Source organism: Paenibacillus sanfengchensis (genome assembly GCF_036864765.1).
Taxonomy (GTDB): domain Bacteria; phylum Bacillota; class Bacilli; order Paenibacillales; family Paenibacillaceae; genus Fontibacillus; species Fontibacillus sanfengchensis.
This window is the reverse complement of the sequence record NZ_JBAGJC010000011.1, coordinates 57,873-76,543: the sequence shown is the minus strand read 5'-3', so window position 1 is coordinate 76,543 and position 18,671 is coordinate 57,873. Positions and strand designations below refer to the sequence as shown.

Genomic DNA, 18,671 nt, shown 5'->3' with positions numbered 1-18,671 from the left:
GGGATCTTCCGCAGTATTATTTTTCGGCTTCCTCGGCCTCCAGTTCCGTCTCGGACGGCTTGTCGGTGAGCTTCACGGTCGCCGTATGCGGCTCGCCGTCCCGGTAGTAGGTGACTTCAAGGTCTTCGCCGATTTTCTTGTTCTCGTAAAGGTATCTGCGCAGCTCCAGCGTCGAGGTGATCGGCTGTTTGTCGAACTGCGTGATGACGTCGTTCAGCTTCAAGCCGGCTTCCTTGGCCGGTCCGTGCGCTTCGAGCACGATCACGCCCTCGGTCACATGGCTCGGCAGCTTCAGATCCTGCTGCTGCTCCTCGGTGATCTCGGCGTAAGGATTGTTCAAGTCCAGCGTGTACACGCCGAGGTATGGGCGGACGACCTTGCCGTACAGCATCAGATCGTCGACCGTCTTCATCACCTCGTTGATCGGGATGGCAAAGCCGAGCCCCTCCACGCCGGTATCCGAAATCTTCATCGTGTTGATGCCGATCAGCCGGCCGTTCAAATCGACGAGCGCCCCGCCGCTGTTGCCTTCGTTAATGGCCGCGTCGGTCTGAATGACCTCCTGCTCCCAGTCATAAATGCCGTCCTGACTCAGGGAGATCGGAATCATCCGGCTCGTATAGCTGACGATGCCCGAAGTGAGCGTGCCGCCCAATCCCAGGGGATTGCCGACCGCGATCACCGTCTCGCCGGGGCGGAGCTTCTTGGAATCCCCGATGTCGATCACGGCGCTGATGCCTTTGTCATCCACTTCCAGCACGGCGATGTCGTTGATGGAGTCTTGCCCGATGATAGCGGCTTTCCGGGAGCCTCCGTTACTCGTCACGACCTCCAGATTATCAGCGCCTGAAATGACGTGCGTGTTGGTGATAATGTAGGCTTTCCCCTTATCCTTCTTAAAAATCACGCCCGACCCGAGCGCCGCCCGCTCCGGGTCTTCCTTCCCGTCAAGCTCGCTGTGGTTAAGAATGCTCACCACGGCCGGAGCCACCTTGGCCGCCGCCGAACTGATCCGGTCGAACGGATCACCTCCGGCAAACGCGATATTGCCGTTCGCACCGGCTTGCCGGGAAGCCGAGGGGAGCCCGGTGATCAAGCTGTACAGCAGCACGGCCAGCACCGCGCTCAGGATGGATGAAACCAGCGTGACCTGGAGCGTAGTCCCTCCGGTCCTCCGCCGGCTTCCCTGCCATTGCGGATTTTTGTCCGAACTTCTGCGAAGCTGGCGTCTGGACACCTTTGTGGAATAAAAGTCATCATCGAACAATCCCATCCCGTAATCTCTCCCTCCATGGCACTACCCGGGCTCCCGCCCATCTATCTTTGTTTCTTTATTACCCAACTGTCGCTGCTCACTTCACTCTATGCGATAACGGCAAATTCATATTCCCGTTCATTGCGGTACTCTCTTAACGTGCTAAATTGGTGGGATGTTGCTCGTTCGAGCAAATTAATTGCTGTCCATTTTACTCCGTTAGGAATGTTTACGGCAAAGTAAGACTACACTAAAGATATAGCGCTAGATTGATAGATTCATTCTACCATAAGCCGGGCAAACTGGCGCAGTTTTCATAAAGGGAATTTTCGGGAGAAAAATACAGTATTCCGTTCGTACCGGCAGTCACTAAAAAGGGGGCTTTGTCATGAATTCGCATTATTCGTCGCCAATGAACGAGGTGAATATCCTCGCCAAGCTGGCAGATATAAAAGAAGAGCATTACCACCAATTGGTAACGCTCAGCGCAATTATGGAGCTGTTGATTGAAAAAGGGATCTTGACCCGGCAAGAGATCGAGCAAAAAGCGGCGGAACTCGACGGTTTTATAATTCCGCCACCGTATCCCACGGCGTAGGCCGGTCGTAGAAAGTGTCCCGCAGCTTGAACTCGCTGTCCTTAAAGAAGCAGCCGCGATCTTCCATCGCGCCCCGCACGGCCATCCGGGCCAGGTCCGGCATATTGTGCTCCCGGCTCAAATGGGCAAGGTACGTCCGCTTGATCCGGCCGTTCAGCAGCTCGCTCAACAGCTCGCCCGTGGCTTCGTTGGACAAGTGTCCCATGTCGCCGAGAATACGGCGCTTGATGTTCCAGGGATACCGGCCCATGCGGAGCATTTCGATATCGTGGTTCGCCTCCAGCACCAGCACGTCGGAATCGGCGATCGCCGCCTTCACCTTGTCGCTGGCATAGCCGAGGTCAGTGCAGACGCTCAGCTTGTCCTTTCCATCGTAGAAGCAATACCCTACCGGCTCCGCCGCATCGTGCGAAATCGCGAAGGATTCCACGCGCAGCGACCCGAAGTCCTTCGCCTCGCCGGTTCCGAACAGGCGGCGGTTCTCCTCCGGAATCTGGCCGATCGCCTTCTCCATAGAGCCCCATGTCTTCTCATTCGCGTAGACCGGTAAATTGTATTTTCTCGCCACGGCTCCAAGTCCCTTGATATGGTCGGAGTGCTCGTGCGTCACCAGAATGCCGCTCAGCTCCTGCCCGGATACCTCGCGCTCCGCCAGCATCTCGTCAATCCGACGGCAGCTGAAGCCCGCGTCGATCATCAGCGTTACCTCTCCGTTCGCAACCAAAGTGGCATTTCCCGTGGAGCCGCTCGACAGCACTGTAAATTTTAAACCCATTTCCCCATTACTCCTTTGCTTTCTCGATGTTCGGACTGATCACGTCGCCGCTGATGCCTTGCACGTAATACTCCGTCCCGCTCTCCAAAATAAACCTCCAGGCCGGAGCCGCCGGCAGGTGCGCATCGGAATTGAACACCTCGCCATAATACCCCAGCTCGATCTCCGTGACGACCGAGCCCTCCGGCAGAAAGTTCTCGATCAAGTTGCCGAGCGCCTTGGAAGCGGACAGCACCCGCTGCCGTTTCTCGCCTTCCGAACTGCTGATCTCGATGCTCTGCTCGCGATAGGAGATAATCTTCTGATTGCTGTAGTACAACCTCAAGTCTATTTTAAACAACGGCCATTTCCCGTCAACCAGCGGATGGAGGACAAACTCCCCGTCCCGGCTCGCCGCCTCGTCATACCGGTAATTTCCGATACCCGGAAGACGGGTCTTTAACGCGCTGACCAGTTCCTTTGGCGTAAAGATCAGCTTGCTGTCCACCGGCGTCGGGAGCTCGACGATATTACCGTTTTGCCCGCCGTTCACGAACCGGTACGATATTTTCGGCAGCTCCGGCGTCTCGCTGGGGATTTTCGCCAGCACCCGAATCCGCTTGTCGTCCATCGCTTTTTGGATATTGCTCTCCAGCGAGGTGAAATCCGGATTGGAGTCCGCCTGCTCCCGCAAATCGTTCCACAGCTGATAGCCCAATACCAGATTCAGCAATAAAAAAGCGTAGATCAGCACGTTTTTCGCGCGGCCCCAATCCATCCTTCCACCTCCATCAAGCTACCTGACTAATATAAATAAATTCCTGCAAATCTGCAGTTTTTTTCTCCTGTTAGGAACAAAATTTCAAAATTCCTGCAAATCTGCAGGCATTTTCGGCGAAACAGCCTTGTGTCTGAAAAATCGCTAAAAATACCTGCAGACTTGCATCTTTTTCACAATACCCTCGCGGATCGGCCTGAATTCCTGCAGATTTGCATCTTTTCAAGTTGGAAATGGGATCGGCAAGATCCCCCCTCTACTGCAAGATCTTTGTCGCGCCGTTGCGGAGCTCGGCCACCCATACGGGCTTCAGCAGCAGCCCGTCCTTGGTCAGGGAAGGCTGGTAAGCCGGATACAGACTGACGATGTCGGCATCTCCCTTCAACCGGGCGACGAATTTCCGCAGCTCGTTCCCTCCGGGCAGATCGACCGTTTTTTTGCTCCAGAACTCGCCCGTCGGATAAATCAAGGAGCGCTGGTAGCCCGTAATCGTCCCCTGCCTTAATTCAAGCGTGATTTCTCCATAGTGGAACGAGGAGATATCAATGATCGGCAGCGCGCCATACTGGCCTTCGCCGTAATACTGCTGAAAAGCTACCGTATGCTGGTCGTTTCCGCTGTCTTCGGTCTCCTTTAGCCGGTACTGGCCGTTCCACCCGCCGTGCTGGTTGACGAAGTCCACCGCGGACAACGCGACGCGCCCGGGGTTGCTCTCTCCGGCAGCCGGCGCCGCCGGGTCGGTATAGTTGATCCAGTTCCGGTCCTGCCTCACCTGCAGGCTGCGCTTGCTGTCCGTATAGATCTCGGAGCCGTCTTTTTCCCGGATATACCGGGTGATGCTCGGATCAAAAAACAAACTGCTCTGCATCTGATCCGTCGAGAACACCCCGATCTTCATGCCCGCTTCCACCATGCGGATCGGCTTCTCGGGAAGGTAGTAACCGTTCTCCAGCGTATAGGGCACCCATTCCTTGCCGAAATCAACCTGCTGCTTCACGTCCTGCACGGTCAAGTCGGCCTTGGTCGCTTCGTAAACCACATCCCCCCGCGAGCTGAAGAAGAATACCCGCACCTGCGCCCCATCCTCGGCATTATAGATCAGCACCCGGCTGATGCTTTCGCCTTCAAACAGGGAGTCGGGTTCGATCTGCATCACCCTTTGCAGCAATGATACCGGGATGCCGCTGCCGAATTGCAGTTCGATGCCGGGATAGCGGCTGCGGATTTCCGTCCAATCGAGGTTTTCCAGGGCGTACCGCTGAAATCCCTCGAATTGCCGTCCTTTTAGCCGGGAGTAAATCAGGTTGTAAAAGGCCGACTCCGGGTAAAACACTGTGTGCCGGCTATCGCCCAGATGTACGGCGATTTGCACGGGAAACAGCATCTCTTCCGCTTCCGCTTCCTGGCCCATATCTTCCGTCTTGATATAGTCGCTCGCGGTTTTGACAACCGGGTTGCTGCCCGGCAGGCGGTAGATGAGAAAATAACTCTGCACCAGACTGCACACGACCAGAAGGGTCAGCACCAGCGATTTCACACCTTCCTTCACGCGCCGTCGCCTCCTTGTCCATACTGGGGCAGCGTAAAGGTCACTTTAGTGCCCTTGCCCAGCTCCGACTGTAATGAGATCGTTCCGCCGTGCGCCTTGACGATTTCCCGGGCAATGGAGAGTCCGAGCCCCGTACCGCCCATATTCCGCGACCGGGCCTTGTCCACCCGGTAAAAACGCTCGAAAATCCGGTCCAGATCCTTTTTCGGAATCCCGATTCCGTTATCCTGCACCGAAATTTCCAGCGCCCCGTCTTCCTTGACCCTGGCCTCGAGTCCGATTGTTCCGCCTTCCGGCGTGTATTTCATGGCGTTGGACATCAGGTTGTCGAGCACCTGATCGATTTGGTCGCGGTCCACCCACGCCGTGCTTACCCCGTTGCCGACGAAGAGCGTCGGCTTGATGTCTTTTTCCTGCATCTGAAAAGAAAACCGGTCGGTCACTTCCTCCAGCATCTCCATCACGGGAGCCGGCTGCTTCCGCAGCTGCGCTTCCTTGGAGTCGAGACGCGACAGATGCAGCAGATCGGTCACGAGCCGGATCATCCGCTCGGTCTGGTTCTGAATGACGGAAGCGAATTTCGGTCCAAGCTCCGGGTCCGCCATCGCTCCGTCCTCCAGCGCCTCCGTATAACTCTTGATCGTCGTCAGCGGCGTGCGCAGTTCATGGGAGACGTTGGCCACAAACTCCCGCCGGGACGCCTCCAGCTGCTCCTGCTCAGTGACGTCCTGGAGCACGGCGATGGTGCCCACGACGCCGGTCTCCCGGCGGTGAATCGGCGTAAACGTGACCCGGATCAGGAACGTTTCCCCTTCCGAGGTCTCGTTCTCCAGAATTGTGGAGTGCATCGTCCCCTGCTTCAATATTTCACGTTCTTCCGGACTCAGGCAAAGCAGCGAGATGATGTCGGTTTCGCCGGTCGGGTCCTTGACGATCCGCAGCATTTCCCCGGCCCGGCGGTTCATCAGAATCACGATGCCGGCCTCGTCCGTCGCGATGACCCCGTCGCTCATGTTGGTGAGGATCGAGGCCAGCTTCTCCTTCTCTTCCTCATTCTGGGCCAAGGCGTCGCGCAGCCGGCTGGTCATATAGTTAAACGCCCGGCTGAGCTGGCCGATCTCGTCGTTCCCCAGCACCGGCATCTGTTGGTGAAACTCCCCTTCGGCCACCGCCGTCGCCCGCCTCGTCATTTCCTTGATCGGCGAAGTGATCGTATGCGCCAGGATCACGCCGAGCACCGCGGTCAGCCCAAGCGCCAGCAGAATCCCCGATATAAAAATGTTATTAATCCGTTCCATCGTATCGTACAGCTCGTTCATCGAGGCCGCGATGTAAATCGCGCCCACGATTTTGCCGTCATTGAAGACCGGCTTGGCCACGACTTTCTTGCGGACATTATCCTCGTCGATAATGTATTCCTCGTTGTCGCGAATCCCTTGCAGCGCCCGGTTTACGACCGTCTGCGTATTCTTCGTGCCGACATAATCGGCATGCGAAGGCGTGGATGTGGTCAACACCTTGCCGCTGGCATCCAGCACCTGAATTTCCGCGCCGTTAATGTTGAACAGATTGTTCACCAGCACGCGCAAATTCTCCAGCGACTCCTCCGCCGATTCTCCCGACACGCCCAGGTTCTGCGCCGCCAGCACCGAAAGCAGCTCCGCCCGCTCCTGCAGCTCCTTTGTGAAGTTGTTCGTCAGGGAAGTCTTCATCGCGCTCACAAAATAAACCCCGATCAGTTGCATGGCGATCAGGATCAGGAGCACATAAATAATAATCAGCTTCGCCTGGATCGTACGGAAGAAGGAGGGCAGCTTCATCCTAGAATCCACCCGCCTTGGAGCTGCGCATCATATAGCCGAGTCCCCGCCGGGTCAAAATATACTCCGGCTTGCTCGGATCTTTCTCGATTTTCTCCCGCAGCCTCCGAATGGTCACATCGACCGTCCGGACATCTCCGAAATATTCAAAGCCCCACACCGCCTGCAAAAGATGCTCCCGGGTCATCACCTTCCCGGCATTCTTCACCAGATAATGCAACAGCTCGAATTCCCGGTGGGTCAAATCGAGCGGCTCCCCGTTCTTGGACACCGTATATGTATCGGTGTCCACAAACAGCTCAAACAGGCTGAGGCCCTGCCGTTCATCGGCCCCCTCCGGCGCCGCGGGCTTTTGCTGCCGCCGCATCTGCGCCTTCACCCGGGCCAGCAGCTCGCGGGTGCTGAACGGCTTGGTAACATAGTCGTCCGCCCCAAGCTCCAGGCCCAGCACCTTGTCGATCTCCCCGTCTTTGGCGGTCAGCATGATGATCGGGGTCTGCAGCCTGGCCCGCACTTCCCGGCATACGTCCATGCCATCCTTGCCGGGCAGCATCAGATCGAGCAGAATCAGGTCCGGCTGTTCCGCAAACGCAAGCTCCACGGCCTCGATGCCGTCGAAGGCCAGGATCACCTCGTAGCCCTCTTTTTCCAGATTGAATTTCAATATATCCGCAATGGGCCGTTCATCGTCCACGACCAGAATTTTCCCTTGCATCTTCCCAGTTCACCCCATACTCTCGGGCATTGGCCCCATCTTCCTCTATCTTACCATACCTCCGCCCGCATCAGCCAACGGCTTCCAGGAAGCGGCAGCGCTCAAAATCTGTTGAATCCCCCTCCCTCCTGCTGGTAATCTAGAAACGACGCCAAATAATAGAATTCAGCCGCATACATAGAGAGGGGAACCCGCCTGAGATGACGACCATTCTGGTAGTGGATGACGATCCGAACATTCGGGAACTGATTTGTCTGTATTTAAAAAGAGAAGGCTTTTATTCGATGCAAGCCGCCGACGGAAAAGAAGCGTTGGAAGTGATGGAGCAAACGCAGGCCGATCTCGTGGTGCTCGACATCATGATGCCGGTGATGGACGGCTGGGAGCTGTGCAGGGAACTGCGCAGGCTGTATCCGGACACGCCCCTGCTGATGGTGACGGCCAAGGGCGAAACCGGGCAGAAGGTCAAGGGCTTCAACCTGGGGACCGATGATTACCTCGTCAAACCGTTCGATCCGATCGAAATGGTGATCCGCGTCAAAGCGCTGCTCAAACGATACCGGATTTCGGCCTCGCAGAGCATCCAGTTGGGCCATGTGTGGTTGAACCGCCAAACCTACAAGGTGATCCGGGGCTCGGAGGAGCTGACTCTCCCCCCTAAGGAATTTGAATTATTGTTCAAGCTGGGCAGCTATCCCGGGCAAATTTTTACGCGAGAGCAATTGATTCAGCAAATTTGGGGGGCGGACTACAGCGGGGATGACCGGACGGTCGACGTGCATATCAAGCGGCTGAGAGAACGGTTCGCCCAAGACGCTCCTCCCTCGTTTCGCATCGAGACGGTCTATGGATTGGGGTATCGGATCGAGGTCTTCAAATGATCAAATCACTATATATCCGCATCGTTCTGATGTTTCTGTCGGCCATCATCGTCAGCCTTCTGACATCGGCCATGATCACCGGCTATCTTTACGAAAAATCAGTGACCAACCAGACCCAAACCTATTTGATTCACCTGGGAGAAAGCCTGGTCCGGCTCTTCGAGCGCGCGGGCTTCGACAATCGGGCACTGGTCATGGACGATATCAAGGTGCTTGTTCAGTCCATCAGCTTCGAAATTTACAATGAGAACTTCAACCGGGAAACCTACGGTTACCAAGCGGGGAGTACGTCTTTTGTCAGCAGGGATCAGGTCGAACGGGTACTGCAAGGGGAGACCGTTCAGGGAAAAGCCAGCGATGATAAGATGTTCGTCGGGTTTCGCTTTGAGCACCAAGGGCATGCTTACGCCCTCTTTATTCAGCCGGGTCCGGCCAATCAGGTCGGTTACCCGATCAACAACATCATCCTGACGATGATCGGGATCGTGCTGATCGGCGGGAGCCTGTTTTTTACCGCCGAAGCCACTTTTCTGATTCTGCCGCTGCGTAAAATGACGGAAGCGACCAAACGGATGGCCCGGGGCGATTTCAGCACCGACCTCAAAGTCAGGCGCAAGGACGAACTGGGCGTGCTGGTCAAAAATTTTGACGAAATGCGGCAGCAACTGCAGCAAATGGAGCAGATGCGGCAGGATTTCGTCTCCAATGTGTCGCATGAAATCCAGTCTCCGCTCACCTCGATCCGCGGGTTCGCCAAGGCGCTGAAAGACGAGACCCACGATGCCAAGGATCACGACCGCTATCTGGATATCATCATTGCGGAGAGCGAACGGATGTCCCGCATGAGTGACAACCTCCTAAAGCTCGCGTCGCTGGATTCCGAGCATCATCCTTTTCATCCGGAAGCCTTCCGGCTGGATGAGCAAATCCGCCAGGTCGTCGTCGGCTTTGAGCGGCAGTGGTCGGCCAAGTCCATCCACATCGACCTCCAACTGCCGGCTGTCGTCATCAAGGGCGACCGTGACGGGCTTAACCAGGTATGGACCAACTTGCTCGGCAACAGCCTGAAGTTCACTCCCGAGGGCGGGCATGTCTCCATTTTTCTCCGCCAGGAGATTCATAAAGTGGTCGTAATCTTCAAGGACAGCGGCATCGGCATTCCCGAGGAGGACCAGCCGCATATCTTCGAGAGGTTCTATAAGGTGGACCGCTCCCGAAACCGAAGCCAAGGCGGCAACGGTTTGGGATTGGCGATCGTCAAAAAGATGATCGACCTGCATCACGGCCGTATCCGCGTTCACAGCCGACCGGGCCAAGGAACTTCCATCGCGGTCACCCTTCCCTATTACGGCCTCAAGCCTCCCAAGGAAGTATGAAAGCGATCCTGTAAACCTATGCAATTTTTTATGAAAATGAACTTCATTCATATTCAGTTCACATTCATTTGGTACCCTTCCTTCCAGATAGGAGGATTGCCATGAACAAACTCACCAACTTCTCCATGAAAAATGTTGGAGCCCTCATCATTATGATTGTAATGCTGTTCGGAGGCGGCATGTACGCGGCCGGCAATTTGAAGACCGAAATTATGCCGGACATCTCCATACCCCTTGTGTTCATTACGACGCAATACCCGGGGTCTCCGACCGATGTCATGGAGCAGGTGACGAAACCCCTGGAGAAAAAAATCGCCAACATGGAGGGCGTTACCTCGCTCCAATCCACATCGAGCGACAACTTCTCCACCATCATCGTCAATTTGACCGAGAAATCGGACCCGGAGAAGAAAAAGCTGGATATCGAGAGTCTGCTGCAGGAGGTGGATCTGCCTAGTTCGGCGGGCACCCCGAAAGTCGCCACCTTTGGGTACTCCTCGATTCCGGCGTATTATTTTGCCATTTACGCGGAAAACGGCATGAGCCAAACCGATCTGGACCATTGGTTCGCGAACGAAATAAAACCCGGCCTGCAATCGATTCCGGGCTACGACCATATGGACGAAATCGGCTCGCGCAAAACAACGCTCAGCATCAGGCTCGATGCCGATAAGTTAACCGCCTATGGGTTAACGCCCCCGTTAGTCGCCAACGACCTGCGCCAAAACATCAACTCGGTTCCGGCCGGAGCCGTTGAACTCGACGGCAATGAGTTGATGGCCCGGGTAAAAAGTGAGACGGACAGCGTCTATGCCCTGGAAAATATGGAGTTAACCACACCAAGCGGCACCCAAGTACGTCTGAAGCAGTTGGGCACGATCCAGTCGGTCACGGAATCGGGATACATCGCCCGCCTGAACGACAAACCGGCGATCGGGATCCAGTTGTACAAAACGCCCGACGCCAACGCAGTCGACTTCGCGGATGAAACCGAGCGGCTGATGAAGGATTGGTCCACGCAAAATCCCGATATTCAATTCAAAACGATATTTGACACTTCGGATGAAGTAAGCAAATCGATTCACGGGATGCTCAAGGAAGGTATCACCGGAGCCCTGCTTGCGGCGCTGATGATTTTGCTGTTCCTGCGGAACGTGCGGATGACGCTGATCGTCCTGATTTCGATACCGCTCTCGATTCTGATCACGCTGCTCGTCATGAACTATCTGGGCATCTCCCTGAACATCTTGACGCTCGGCGGAATGTTTATCGCGATCGGCCGCGTCGTGGACGACAGTATCGTCGTTATCGAAAATATCTACAATCATTTGCAAAAAGCGGAGGAACGCGGTGAATCCGTCATTAAAAAGGCCACGATGGAAGTGAGCGCCGCCATCACCTCTTCCACTCTGACCACCGTCGGCGTATTCGCTCCGCTCGGGATGGTCAGCGGGATCGCCGGCCAACTGTTCCGCCCGTTCGCCATCACGCTCGCTACGGCGATGCTGGCCTCGCTGCTCGTCGCCTTGACGGTCATTCCGATGCTGGCGAAGCTGCTGGTGCGCGGCGATAAGATCAAGCACCACGAAGAAGGCCGGGAAGGCCGCGTGGTAAATTTCTACCGGCGTACGCTGGAGTTGACGCTGCGTCACCGAATCAAAACCCTGCTGTTGGCCGGTGTACTGTTCATCGGATCCGTTATCGGCACGGTCCCGTTCTTGTCAATTACTCTGATGCCCGATACCGAGCCGCCGCGCGAGTTTTATTACGTCGTCAAAATGCCGTATGAAACTTCTCTTGAAACGATGGATGCCAAGGTAAAGGACATGGAGGATATTCTGAAGAACGCCAAGGATTCCGCGGGGAACCGGATGTTCACGTTTATCGAATCCCTGGTAGGTTACAGTGAGGGTTCCAAAGACCCGTTGAATTATAGTGCGCAAATTTTTACAGAGGTTAGCGAAGGCAGTGACGTCAAGCAGGTGAGGGATACATACAAGGAAAAACTTCTGGCGGAACTCCCTCCCGGTTCCGAGCTGGACATCCGTACGTTGGAGGGCGGCTCCACCGGAACCGCGGATTTCCAATATGCGGTGAAAGGCGATGACTTGCTCAAACTGACCGAAGCATCGGCACTCCTGAAAGAGAAACTCAAGGAATTCCCGGAGCTGAGCGAAGTCAAGGATTCCTTGAGCGATGCCAAGAAAGAGCTGCAGATCGAAGTCGATCAGAGCAAAGCCCAGCAGTACGGGCTTAGCGTATCGGCCACCCAGCAGACGGTTGCCAGCTGGCTGATGAAAGATGAAATTGGCGATTTGAAGCTGGACAATACGACATACACCACCACGCTGGAATTGGATAAAACCGACATGAACAGCTTGGCCAAGCTCGGGAATATTCCGTTCCGGACAGCCGGCGGTTCGGTCGTCTATCTGAAAGAGATCGCCGAATTGAACATTATCAACGCCGCCTCGGGCATTCAGCGCGAGGATCAGGACCAGGTCATTACGATCACCGCCAAAATCGACAGTCAAAACAAGGGCGGCGTCAGTTCCCAGGTCGCTCTCGCCCTCGACCAAGTCGAACTTCCGGACGGCGTGAGCCGCGAAATCGGCGGTGTCAGCGAAGAGATCGGCAAAAGCTTCTCGCAGCTGTTTGTCGCCATGGCGGCCGCAGTCTTTATCGTCTATCTGATCATGGTCATCTCCTTCGGCAACACCAGCGCGCCGTTCGCGATCCTGTTCTCGCTGCCGCTGGCGGTCATCGGGGGCCTGGTCGGACTGTTCGTGACGGGGGAATCGCTAAGTATCACTTCCCTTATCGGCTTCATGATGCTGATCGGGATCGTCGTCACCAACGCGATTCTGCTGATCGACCGGACGCAGCAGCTGCGGCAGGAAGGTTATACGGTCCGCCATGCGCTGGTTGAAGCGGGGATGATCCGCCTGCGTCCGATCATCATGACCGCGGTAGTTACGGCGATCGCCATGCTGCCGCTCGCGCTCGGACTTACTGAAGGAGGCACGATCATTTCCAAAGGCATGGCCGTTGTCGTTATCGGCGGCTTGGTTTCTTCCACGATTCTGACCCTCGTGGTCGTACCTGTGGTTTATGAATTGATCGAATCGTTCAAAAACCGGATGAGCGGACTGTTCCGCCGCCGGGAAGGCAAACCGAAACCGGCCAAAGGCAACAAGAAAGGGGTTGTAATCGATGAGTAGCAGAACATGGCATAAACTTATGCTGGGCAGTGCGATGCTGGCCATGGTCGCTATGACCGCGGCCGGCTGTACCAAGGCGGAGGAACAAAAGCCGCCGGTCCAAACCAATGCGCCGCAGAAGCCGTCCGTAAAAGTGAGCGTGGCGGAATTGCGTACGATTGACGACCCGCAGGAAGTTGTGGCGGAAATCGCCGCCTCCGACCAGCGGGACGTCGTCGCCAAAGCCAGCGGTGATGTAAAGAGAGTATATAAACAGCGCGGAGATCAGGTTAAAAAGGGAGAACTTCTGTTTGAACTGGATACCACCGATGTGCTCCTCCAGAAACAAAAGGCCGAAATTTCGCTGCGGACGGCCCAGCTAAACTTGAAAAACGGGCTGTTCAACAATCCGGACGACCCGGATGCGCTGCAGCCGCTGAAAGACCAAATCCAGCTGGCGCAGATCGGGATCCAGGAGGCCAACCGGACGCTGGAGAATTACAGAGTGGAGGCTCCGATCAGCGGCATTTTAACCGATTTTTCCGTAAAGACCGGTATGACCGTGTCACCGGGGAACGTGGGGGTCATCCAGCAGATCAACCCCGTGAAGATCAAAGCGAACATCACGGAGGATTCCGCCGAACTGGTTAAAGGCAAGAAGGAGCTGTCCTTCTACTCCGCCAGTCAGCCGGACGTCCTGCAAAAAGCGAAAATCGTTTATTTTTCCGACATTATGGATACCCAACAAAGAACGTACGCGATGGAATTGCAAACGGACAACGCGAAGCACGCCTGGAAGCCGGGGGCCAAGGTTCAGCTCCGGATCACCGAAGAAGCCGAGCAAGAAGTGCTCACCATTCCGACCACGGCGATTGTTCGGGAAGAAACCGGTACCTTCGTCTATGTTAACGCCGCCGGGAAGGCCGAGAAGCGTCAGGTCGAACTGGGACGGTTAAACGGCATGTACCAGGAAGTTACCAAAGGAATCAAGCAGGGCGAGCAAATCATCGTCTCCGGGCAGCATCAGCTTAAAGACAAGCAAGAGATCGAGATTGTAAAGGCAAAATAAATCGCAAAAAAGAGGGTGTCCCAAAAGTAAACTTTGGAACACCCTCTTTTGATTTTTATAAATATTTCATCGGATTCTGCACGCTGCCGTCCTTGTGGATTTCGAAATGGAGATGCGTCCCGGTGGAACGCCCCGTATTGCCCATCACGCCGATCTCCGAGCCTTTCTCGACGACCTGGCCCTCTTTCACATTAATCTTGCTCAAATGCCCGTACAGTGTCTCGTAGCCGTTCTTATGATCGATGATAATGCAGTTGCCGTACCCGGACTTGGTGCCCGTGAAGACGACAACGCCCTCGTCCGCCGCGAGAATGCTCCGGTCGGAAGAGACGAGGTCGACGCCCTTATGCGTTCTGCCCCACCGCTCGCCGTAGCTGCTGCTCAACGTGGCGCCCGATACCGGCCAGGCAAAATCACCGCTCCCTTGGCCTACCACCTTCGTGCCGCGCACCACGACCTTGGGCTTCGACTCCGTAAGAACCTCCTGCCCAAGCCATTCTTCGGCGATCACGTCGCCGTTTTCCTTGGTGAGCCGGTACTTCATCGTCTTGAGTCCGCTTGTCCCCAAGGAGAGCACTTTGGTTTCACCGGCGCGCAGATTATCGCTTTTCCGCACGATCACCTGGGGCTCGATTTCGATTTGCTCGGACACCTTCTCCACCGTTTTTACCGTCAACGACGGCTTCACTGTGTTAATCTTCAGTTCCGTTCCGATCTGAAGCGTACGCTCCTTGATTCCCGGATTATTGTGGAACAGCTCCTTTTGTGTGGCGCCAAAACGGGCCGCGATCGAAGAGATCGTATCCCCTTCCCGCACCGCATAAGTCACCGCGGCTTCATCGCCCTGCAAAATCCGGGCGACCGCCTTGTTCACATCCATCACTTTGTTCGGATCTGCTTCCACGGAAGCCGTGGAGACATCCTCCTGGATGGCGACCGACTCCAGAATAACGCCGCTCGCTTCACTGCTGCCGGTGGCTGCCGCCTGCTGAATTCCGCCGGTTTTCTTCACCTTGCCGGCCAGCCGGGCGGTCGCCATGACGGTCTTGTCCGCCGGCGCGTACTTGCCCTTGATCTTTTCCAACACCGCATCCGCCGTAGCCTGGTCCTTGACGATGCCGATCGTCTTGCCGTCGACCCTCAGCTCCACCCCTTTGGCGTAGCCGGTCAGCAGGCCTTCCAGCTTGCCCAGCGTCTGCTCGCTGTCCACCTTGGCCTTGAACTCTTGCGCTTCCACCGTCGTGATCCCTTCGGTATGTACCGCCATGTCCACATTCGGGTATTTTCCCTTATATTCCTGCTCCTTCTTCTCAAAAAGAGCCTGTAATTGCGATTTGTCGGCAATCGTGCCGATTTCCTTGCCTGCGACGTAAACCCGGTAATAAGTTACCGTATTGGATTTTACATACTGCTGACCCGCCGTGTAGATTCCTCCGGCAACCAACAGAGCGGCCATCGCGCTGACCGCAACCATCCGCGGTTTTGAACCGCGTAGGGCGGCAAAAAGCCCCGTCGTTTTATCTTCGGACATCTCCTGATCGTTTTCCGGGCGGCCGTGATTTGTCTGCGCCGGGTCTTGGCCCTTGCGCCACAGCTGCCAACGTATCCCCCTGAAACCCCTCATGCTGATCTCCTTTTCCCTTTTCGACTCATTGCGACAGAAAAAAGTTTCAAAATTTTAACCTTTTTTCCGCTACTGTTTACTTTAACACAGTCGGCAAAGGGATTTCAACCAAAGCCAAAAACGCCGAAACCCCGCGTCCGGCAAGGCTTTCAGCATTTTTTAAGAGCTGGAGGGGATCCGCCAATTATTAACAATCCTGTGAATGGGATCGCTAACATGGTTCCAGGCGGGTTAATCGCCTTTTAACAAATCCATGATTTTCGCATACTCCGTTTTGTTCAAATGTTTTGACAAAATCTGTTCGATTTCGATCATTTCCTTCTCCGTCAGACCGTCTTCCATCAATTCCGTAATCCGCTGCATCTCCTCTTGGGGCAGCTTGGCCATCAGCATCGCAAATACCTCTTCCTTCTCCTTGTCCGGCAGCCCATCCTTCATCGCCACCATCTGATCCGGCGTTACGATCACCTGCTGATCCTGTCCGGCTCCGCCTTGTCCCCCACTGCCGCCGCTGCCCGAAATGCCGCCCATAACCGGCAGCGAGTCTTCCGGCGGCTTCTCATCGACGTTGGCACCCGTCCGCGACTCGGTCCCGCGCGCAGCACCGCCGTCACCGCTCGCCGTCCCGGTCGCGGCTCCTGGGCCGCCTGCCGCTCCGGTTGCCCCTCCTGCACCGCCTGCGGCTCCGTTCGCGGCCCCTGCACCCTCTGATACTCCCTTCCCGGCTCCCGATCCCGCATCATGACTCCCGACGCTTGATCCAGCGGCGGAATCCGCCCGCTTACTTGCATCCGCCACGCTATTTTTTGGATCGCTCCCCCGGTCCTTGCTTCCGCCAAACCCGAACATCCCCTTCACGACGCTGCCCAAGCTTGGGGCTTCAGCCGTGATCGGCAGATGATAGCTTTCCAGCAGCGACTGTATATACGTATTCACAACATACCCCGTCGTCAGCACCGTCAAAAAACTCACAATCACCACCGTGGCAACCAGCCTCAGCAGCCACCCCACCCATCTCATAATCCTTCCTCCTTCTGCCGCCGGCCCCTACCACCGAACCCGGCTATCCTAATCTCCTAATTTCCAGTATGGACGGCAGAAGCCAAATGTAACCTTGCAAAAGTAGAATTGCAGAGAGAGACTCCCGGCACCATTTAGCTGGAAAATCTCCCGCTAAATCTTCGGAAAACCAGCTCCCTGCCCCATTAACCGGAAAAACCGGCGCTAATTTAACCCATATCTCCAGTTTTCCCGCCCATCACAAGAAATAGAAGGAGTTTTTCCAGTTATTTCACCCGGCTCCCCAATGCCGAGCAAATTAACGGGAAAAATTCCAGCTATTCTTGCTGTCCAGGAACGCCGGGGCACGGACCGGGCGATGGCCCACCGGCAAAAAAAGCCGCTCACCGGGATCGGAGTCACCTCCCTATCCCGTGAACGGCTTTACATGATAACCTAACGCTTCAACTTCTTATTATTCGTAAATCGGCAGAACCTGGTTCGTCTGGCTGCGGTTGCGGCCGACCGAGAAAATCGCGATCGGAATGCCCGTCAGCTCCGATACCCGCTTCACGTAGTTCCGGGTCGTTTCCGGCAGATCCTCCAGCGTCTTCGCCCCGGAGATGTCCTCGGACCAGCCCGGCATCTCCTCGTATACCGCTTCGCACTCGGCGAGCATTTTCAGGCTGGCCGGGTAATGCGTGATAACCTCGCCCCGGTATTTATAACCGGTGCAGATTTTGACCGTTTTCAGTCCTGTGAGCACGTCCAGCGAGTTCAACGACAGCCCGGTAATTCCGCTCACCCGGCGGGCGTGACGCACAACGACGCTGTCGAACCAGCCGACACGGCGCGGACGGCCGGTTATCGTGCCATACTCGTGGCCGGTTTCCCGGATGAAGTCGCCGACTTCATCCTCGAGTTCGGTCGGGAACGGTCCGTCGCCCACCCGCGTCGTATAGGACTTCGCCACCCCGATCACCTGATCGATCTTGGACGGTCCGACCCCGGACCCGATGCAGACCCCGCCCGCCGACGGATTGGAGGACGTAACGAACGGATACGTCCCCTGGTCGATGTCCAGCATGACGCCCTGTGCGCCTTCGAACAGCACTTTTTTCTTGGCGTCGATCGCATCGTTCAGCACCACCGAAGTATCCGTGACATATGGGCGAAGCACCTCGGCATACTCCAGGTACTGCTTCAAGATCTCTTCCACATCCAGCGGCTCCGAACCATAGACCTGTTGAATCACATGGTTCTTCTCCTTCATCAGATGGCGCAGCTTCAGCTCAAACTCCTCCGCATCCATCAAATCCGCGATCCGGATGCCGCTGCGCGCCGCTTTATCCATATAAGCCGGTCCGATCCCTTTGCGGGTCGTACCGATTTTGTTCGGTCCTTTGCGGTCTTCTTCCAATGCGTCGAGCACCAGGTGATAAGGCATAATCACATGCGCCCGGTCGCTGATGACCAGATTTTGCGTACTGAAACCATTATCGTGAATATAATTGATTTCCTCGATCAGTGCGGCCGGATTGACCACCATACCGTTTCCGATCACGCACTTCTTATCCGAATAAAACACGCCCGACGGGATCAGGCTGAGTTTGTACTTCTTGCCGTCGATAAGAATGGTGTGACCGGCGTTGTTACCGCCTTGATAACGGGCCACCACATCTGCGCTCTCCGCCAGATAATCCGTGATTTTACCTTTACCTTCGTCTCCCCATTGGGTTCCTACAACAACTACCGTTGACATGTACATTCCCCCGCCTGGTGCGCCAAGCACCTATATTTGAACATTGCAAAAGACAGCCTCCGATTCCCTTCCGGCAAAATCAGCGGCCGATAAGTTTGAGACCAACCTGACTTGAAGCTGGTTTAAACGTCCTGACAAACACGTTGCAGCAATGCTGCAGTCCATATGCCGCTTTAGCGCAGCAATATAAGTTTAACAGTCTCTATTTTCAAAGTCAAATTGAAAAACGAACGATTTTTACACTGCATTTTACAATCGTTCGGAATTACTGCGGTTTTTCCAGGAAGACGC

At 55.6% G+C, this 18,671-nt stretch carries 14 protein-coding genes; 5 read left to right on the top strand and 9 right to left on the bottom strand.

The genetic code is table 11. The features are described from left to right. Positions 1-16: 16 nt before the first annotated feature. Positions 17-1,273 (bottom strand): S1C family serine protease, encoded by a 1,257-nt coding sequence (locus V4U84_RS20330; protein WP_334072662.1) that lies wholly within the window; start codon positions 1,271-1,273, stop codon positions 17-19. A 370-nt stretch (positions 1,274-1,643) separates the two neighbouring features. On the opposite strand from V4U84_RS20330, the gene V4U84_RS20325 reads away from it, so the two are divergent. Further along, complete coding sequence (locus V4U84_RS20325) at positions 1,644-1,853, top strand: hypothetical protein (RefSeq protein WP_334072663.1); 210 nt, start codon at positions 1,644-1,646, stop codon at positions 1,851-1,853. Here the strand turns inward: V4U84_RS20325 and V4U84_RS20320 are convergent. From V4U84_RS20320 to yycF, 5 genes are all read right to left on the bottom strand, one after another. Then, positions 1,822-2,628 carry an MBL fold metallo-hydrolase gene (locus tag V4U84_RS20320; RefSeq protein ID WP_334072664.1) on the bottom strand — a complete coding sequence of 269 codons (807 nt, stop codon included), beginning with the start codon at positions 2,626-2,628 and terminating at the stop codon, positions 1,822-1,824. The genes V4U84_RS20325 and V4U84_RS20320 overlap by 32 nt on opposite strands. A 7-nt stretch (positions 2,629-2,635) precedes the next feature. Continuing rightward, on the bottom strand, positions 2,636-3,385 hold the full coding sequence (gene yycI, locus V4U84_RS20315) for a two-component system regulatory protein YycI (protein ID WP_334077848.1): 750 nt from the start codon (positions 3,383-3,385) through the stop codon (positions 2,636-2,638). A 256-nt stretch (positions 3,386-3,641) separates the two neighbouring features. Continuing rightward, complete coding sequence (locus tag V4U84_RS20310; protein WP_334077847.1) at positions 3,642-4,934, bottom strand: YycH family regulatory protein; 1,293 nt, start codon at positions 4,932-4,934, stop codon at positions 3,642-3,644. Next, a complete protein-coding gene (gene walK, locus V4U84_RS20305; protein ID WP_334072667.1) occupies positions 4,931-6,754 on the bottom strand; it encodes a cell wall metabolism sensor histidine kinase WalK in 1,824 nt (607 codons plus the stop codon). The genes V4U84_RS20310 and walK overlap by 4 nt, the downstream gene beginning before the upstream one ends. Before the next feature lies 1 nt (position 6,755). Next, positions 6,756-7,469 (bottom strand): response regulator YycF, encoded by a 714-nt coding sequence (yycF, locus tag V4U84_RS20300; RefSeq protein ID WP_334077846.1) that lies wholly within the window; start codon positions 7,467-7,469, stop codon positions 6,756-6,758. Positions 7,470-7,669: 200 nt separating this feature from the next. On the opposite strand from yycF, the gene V4U84_RS20295 reads away from it, so the two are divergent. The 4 genes from V4U84_RS20295 to V4U84_RS20280 all read left to right on the top strand — a co-directional run bounded on the left by V4U84_RS20295 (position 7,670) and on the right by V4U84_RS20280 (position 13,995). Continuing rightward, positions 7,670-8,350 (top strand): response regulator transcription factor, encoded by a 681-nt coding sequence (locus tag V4U84_RS20295; RefSeq protein ID WP_334077845.1) that lies wholly within the window; start codon positions 7,670-7,672, stop codon positions 8,348-8,350. Further along, positions 8,347-9,726, top strand: a complete 1,380-nt coding sequence (locus V4U84_RS20290) for a HAMP domain-containing sensor histidine kinase (protein ID WP_334072670.1) — start codon at positions 8,347-8,349, stop codon at positions 9,724-9,726. The genes V4U84_RS20295 and V4U84_RS20290 overlap by 4 nt, the downstream gene beginning before the upstream one ends. Positions 9,727-9,827: 101 nt before the next feature. Beyond that, positions 9,828-12,947, top strand: a complete 3,120-nt coding sequence (locus V4U84_RS20285; RefSeq protein WP_334072671.1) for an efflux RND transporter permease subunit — start codon at positions 9,828-9,830, stop codon at positions 12,945-12,947. Further along, positions 12,940-13,995, top strand: coding sequence for an efflux RND transporter periplasmic adaptor subunit (locus V4U84_RS20280; protein ID WP_334077844.1), 1,056 nt, complete (start codon positions 12,940-12,942; stop codon positions 13,993-13,995). The genes V4U84_RS20285 and V4U84_RS20280 overlap by 8 nt, the downstream gene beginning before the upstream one ends. A 55-nt stretch (positions 13,996-14,050) precedes the next feature. Here V4U84_RS20280 and V4U84_RS20275 read toward each other — a convergent pair whose 3' ends face one another. The 3 genes from V4U84_RS20275 to V4U84_RS20265 form a co-directional block, all read right to left on the bottom strand. Beyond that, entirely contained in the window at positions 14,051-15,619 is a 1,569-nt protein-coding gene (locus V4U84_RS20275; protein WP_334077843.1) for a peptidoglycan DD-metalloendopeptidase family protein, read from the bottom strand. Positions 15,620-15,850: 231 nt separating this feature from the next. Further along, positions 15,851-16,639 carry a hypothetical protein gene (locus V4U84_RS20270; protein WP_334077842.1) on the bottom strand — a complete coding sequence of 263 codons (789 nt, stop codon included), beginning with the start codon at positions 16,637-16,639 and terminating at the stop codon, positions 15,851-15,853. 454 nt (positions 16,640-17,093) lie between these two features. After that, positions 17,094-18,380 (bottom strand): adenylosuccinate synthase, encoded by a 1,287-nt coding sequence (locus tag V4U84_RS20265; RefSeq protein WP_334077841.1) that lies wholly within the window; start codon positions 18,378-18,380, stop codon positions 17,094-17,096. Between the last annotated feature and the right edge of the window lie 291 nt (positions 18,381-18,671).